This is a genomic window from Bifidobacterium saguini DSM 23967, from assembly GCF_000741715.1.
GTDB lineage: Bacteria > Actinomycetota > Actinomycetes > Actinomycetales > Bifidobacteriaceae > Bifidobacterium > Bifidobacterium saguini.
The window spans coordinates 1-4611 of the sequence record NZ_JGZN01000024.1; the positions used below are offsets into that span (position 1 = coordinate 1).

The 4611-nt window shown below is 63.7% G+C and carries 2 protein-coding genes; one reads left to right on the plus strand and one right to left on the minus strand.

Translation table 11 applies throughout. The annotated features are described in order from the left end of the window. Nucleotides 1-3753: LPXTG cell wall anchor domain-containing protein (locus tag BISA_RS11615; protein WP_051917577.1), on the minus strand; the 3753-nt coding region annotated here is incomplete at its 3' end. Between the two features lie 541 nt (nt 3754-4294). On the opposite strand from BISA_RS11615, the gene BISA_RS13515 reads away from it, so the two are divergent. Beyond that, a partial coding sequence (locus BISA_RS13515) for a hypothetical protein (RefSeq protein WP_193349278.1) occupies nt 4295-4611 on the plus strand: 317 nt, incomplete at its 3' end.

Genomic DNA, 4611 nt, shown 5'->3' on the forward strand with positions numbered 1-4611 from the left:
GAGCAGCAGCGCCACGACGGCGGCCATGATGCCTGCGCCGGTGGATGCGAGCGGTGCGGGGCGGTAGCCGTTCCAGTCGTCGGTGTTGCTGACGACCTGGGTGTCGGAGCACAGCTTCCTGCCGTCGATCTCGGTCACGTCGCCGGTGGAGTAGTCGGGGTCGGTGCCGTCATCGGAGCCGTTGAACGGGTCGGCGTTGCTCGGCGCGCATTCGACCAGCGGGGTGCCGGTCACGGACGCGCGGTTCGTGTGCTTGCCGCCGGCGTTCACGCCCTTGAGCGTGCCGGTGACCTTCACGGATTCGCCGGGCTTCAGGATGAGCGCGTCCCAGCCGGACGGGTAGGTCAGGGAGTCCATATCGACGTGGGCGTCGCCGACGATGGTGTTGTCCTTGAGCTTGAGGTCGCTGGCCTTGAACCATGCGCCCTCGCCGGTCTCGGGATCGGTCTTGGAGGTGTTGGTGATGATGAACGTGATCGACGTGGAGTCGGAGTTCATCTTCAGTGCCTGCTTCGGATCGTCGCGGTCGGCGGCCTCCTGGCCGTCCTTGTCGAGGGTCTTGGTATCGACCTTCTCCAAATGGATGCTCGGGGTCATGTCGGGCGTGCGGGTCCACACGATGTTGGATTCGCGCGGCGTGCCGTTGACGGTCTCGTCCCACTTGTTCTCGACCTTCTCGGCGGTGGAGGTGCGCTTGCACTGGATGTACAGGCTCCAGCCGGCCTCGTGCCCGTTGTCGGCGCTCACGAGGTCGAGGTAGGCCTGGGTGGCCGCCACGGACACCTTGCCGTTCTGGTCGTAGGAGACGTTGAACAGTTCGCCGAGCTTCGAGGAGTCGAAGCCGGTGCCGGCGATGCGTTCGCCCTTGGATGCGACCAGCTGGCCGTCCCTGTAGAGGTCGCGCTGCGCGTAGACGGCCCAGTTGCCCAGGTATTCGTCGTGCTCGGTGTCGAGCTGGTCCACGCCGGTCCAGTCGGTGATCTTCTGGTAGGCGCGGTCGGCGGGCAGGATGCTGGAGTCGAGTCGGTAGAGGAACGTGTGGTTCAGGTAGACGCTCTTGCCGTCGATGCTGTCGCCGCCGACCTTCACGGTCACGTCCTTCTTCGGGTTGATCGGCTTCAGCGGGTTGGACACCTCGTTGGTCTCCTTGCGCACGTTGTTGACGATCTGGACGGCCTTGTTCCTCACCACGTAGCCGTCGGTGACCTTGACCACCTTGTAGGGCATGACCAGCTGGTAGGAGCGGCCGAGCAGCTTCTGGTCGATGGCCGGATCCTTCAACGGGTCGTAGTCCTTGTCGGTCTTCTCCGCGTAGGCCTTCAGATCGGTCGGCTGCGGGTCGCCCTTCACGGTCTCGCCGGTGGCGGGGATCTCGGTGTCAACGGTCTTCGCGTACGCGTAGACCACGCCGTCCCTCAGCTGGATGTTGAAGGCCTTGGTGTAGTCCTTGCCGTCGGAGCCGATGACCTCGATCTTCGCGGGGTCGATGCTCACGTACTCCTCGTCGAAGTCGTCGGTCGCGCCCAGTCGCCACACCTTGTACGCCTGGTCCTTCTGGGTGGCGTCGATGGTCACCACGTAGTTGCCGGTGTCGCCGAGCAGCATGGTCTTCCCGTCGATCGAGATCGTCGGGTCGCCCTGCTCCGCGGACTGCGTGTCCTTCTTGGAGGGCTGGAAGTCGGGAGGCAGGTTGAACACCTCGTTGGACGGGGTGAGGCCGTTGTTCAGGGTGAGCACCCACTTGTTGTTGACCTTGTGGGTCGTCGGCGCGTTCTCGGCCACGGTTCCCTCGAAGCGGATCAGGAGGCGCGGGTTGGAGCCGGCGCGCCACTGGGCGATCAGGTCCTTGTCCTTCACGGTCAGCTGGAACAGGTGCTTGGAATCATCCCATTTGGTCGTGTACTTCGACTTCGGGATGGTGTGGCCGGTGGCCAGGTCCCGCATCTCCACGGTCTGCTTGTCCGGGGCGAGGTACTCGTCGTAGTTGTCGGTGAAGCCCACACTGGTGACGATGGTCGCGAGGTCGGACGGCAGCTTCGGCTGCGTGATCAGCTCGTACTCGACCTTCTGGCCCGGGTAGACGGTCTTGCCGTCAACGCTCGACTGGTCGCCGCCCTGCGAGGATTCGGCGAGCACGTCCTTCTTCACCTTCGGCACCCAGCCGCAGATCTTCGGCTCGTTCGTGGCCACGGTCTGGCCGTTCACGGTCTCGGATCCCTTGTTCGTCAGCGCGGGGCCGTTGTGGTCCTTGCCTTCGGTCGGGTTCGTGCAGAACGTGAGCTCGTCGCCCGCGGCCTTGCCGAAGTCCTTGCGCACCTGCTCCGCGCCCTTGCCGTTCGCGAAGTTCACGGTGAACGGGACGATCATGGTGACCTGGAGGCCCTTGCCCATGCCCTTGAGGGTCTTGAGATACTCGGGCTTCGCCGAGGCGACCGCCTTCGTGCCCTCCACGGTGATGTCGAACATGGAGGTGACGTCCTCGCCCGTGTTCGCGATGTCGGCGACGCTGGTCTTCGTGTAGTGCTTCACGGTCCCGCCATCGACGGTCGCGGTGGAATCCGGTTCGGCCTGCTTCGCGTACACCCTGATCTCCGACGCGGCCCGCACGTCCACCAGATAGTCGGCGGCCGACCAGTCGTCAGCCAGCTCCAGCTTCGTCGGGGCCTCGATCAGGTCCGGGTCCACGGTGCCGTTCACCGCTGAGCCCACGGTGTCGCCGTCGAGGAACTTCATGCCGTCCGCACCGGTCGCGTTCGTCTCATCGGGATCGACCACGGCCTGCCACTTGCCATCCCTGTACAGGATCCAGCTCTTGTCCGGGTTCGGCTCCCAGGTCGGGAACTCACGGGAATCCACATCGCCCGTGCCCTTGTCGTTCCACGTCACGCTCGGCGTATCCACGACCTTCGAGGTCACCGGAGCGGTGACCGTAATGGTCAGATGATACTCGTACTCGTGCTTCTCCGGCAGGTCGCCGCCGTTCCATGTGGCCGTCGCCACATCGTTCGGGGCCTGCTGGCCATCCGCGGTGTTGAACGTGAACTGGCCGCTCACGTCCTTGTTGCCATCGGTCTTGTCGATGACCTTCTGCCCGGTGACCGTATACTTCATGCCGTTCGGATTGATCGTGTCGCTGATGGTCATCTTCTTGCCACCCACGCCCGTGCCCGTGGTGATCACGGTCTCGTTCGCCATCGAATCCGCGGACGTGCCCTTCTGCACGGTCTTCGTCGGCGCATTCGGCGGAGTCTCGGGCGGCGCGGGCTGGTACTTGTCAAGCACGATGATCACGATCGACGGCTTCGAGGTGGCCGTCACGTTATCCTTCATGATCTTGTCAACGCTATTCTGAGGATCATCATCAAATGGATATGAAGTCTTATAGGTGACGTTTCCATATTGATACGACCCGGTGGCCACGTAGTTGTTCCAGTTGTCGAACCAGCTGCCCCTCAGATTTGGATCGTAGTAGCCTGATCCGTCGTAGTAGAACTTGTCGCCGTCGATGTACGGGACCGCGCCCACGGCGACCACGCGGCATTCGCCGTCGCCCTCGCCGGGATGACGGGTCTTGAAACCGTCCTCGCACTCCGTTCGGGCCTGCTCCAACGCCTTCGTGGCCTTCGTCACGCCGTCGCCCTTCAACGTCACACCGGCGCTCTTCATCGCGGCGCGAACCGAATCGAGGCTGTCCGCGGGACCCCACGAGCCGGTCGCGTCGTCCTTGTACTGCCAGAACTGCAACACATCCATGTTGCCGCCCTGCCCCCGGCTGGTTTCCGCCGCCACCGCCCGCATACGCGGCGGAGGCGACGATGCCGCCTGCACCGAGCGTGGCGACCGCCACCAAAGCGGCGGCGCCGGCCCTCATGCTCTTACCAAAGTTCATTGATATGAACCTCCGTTAACCTTGTCACTTCCTCCCTCCCATCACATTCCGGTCATGGCCCCGCCGCCCCTTTTCGGGATCGGCGGGGCTTCCGACCGCAGGAAATAACGGGAGGTAGCCACCGGCACGCCCGGCAACCGCGCAACATCATCCCGTGGGAACCGCGGCAAAAGTGTTTGAAAAAGCAAAAACCCGCATCGGCTTGCGATGCGGGTGAAAAGAACAGGGACGGCGCGGGATACCGCGATCTCACTGGCATGAGCGGCATGCCGGAATACCGGCGTACCGGCGTACCGGGATGCCGCCGCTTCCACACGTTCACCACACGGTCGTGACCGTCACATGACCGTGTGTGAACGTCACATGACCGTATGTGACTGTGTGTGAACGTGTGGTGACTGTCACATGACCGTGTGTGAACGTGTGGATGACGGTATACCGGCATACCGATATACCGGAATATTGGCACGGGGATGCCGGCATCGGGCCAAACAATCAGTGGTGGTAATAGCCATCGTCTACTCCGGTGCAGCTGTTGCCGCAGCCGTGGCCTCCGTTGAGGTTGGGTCGTGTGGTGGAGCCGGTCGAGCCCGAGCCGGTGCCGGCGTTGGATCCGGTGGAGCCGGTGCCGCGGTTGCCGGTGTTGGAGTACGTGTACTGGCTGCGCGATCCCTGCGACGTGTTGGAACGGCCGGCCTGCGCCTGTTGCGCGGCCGCGGCCG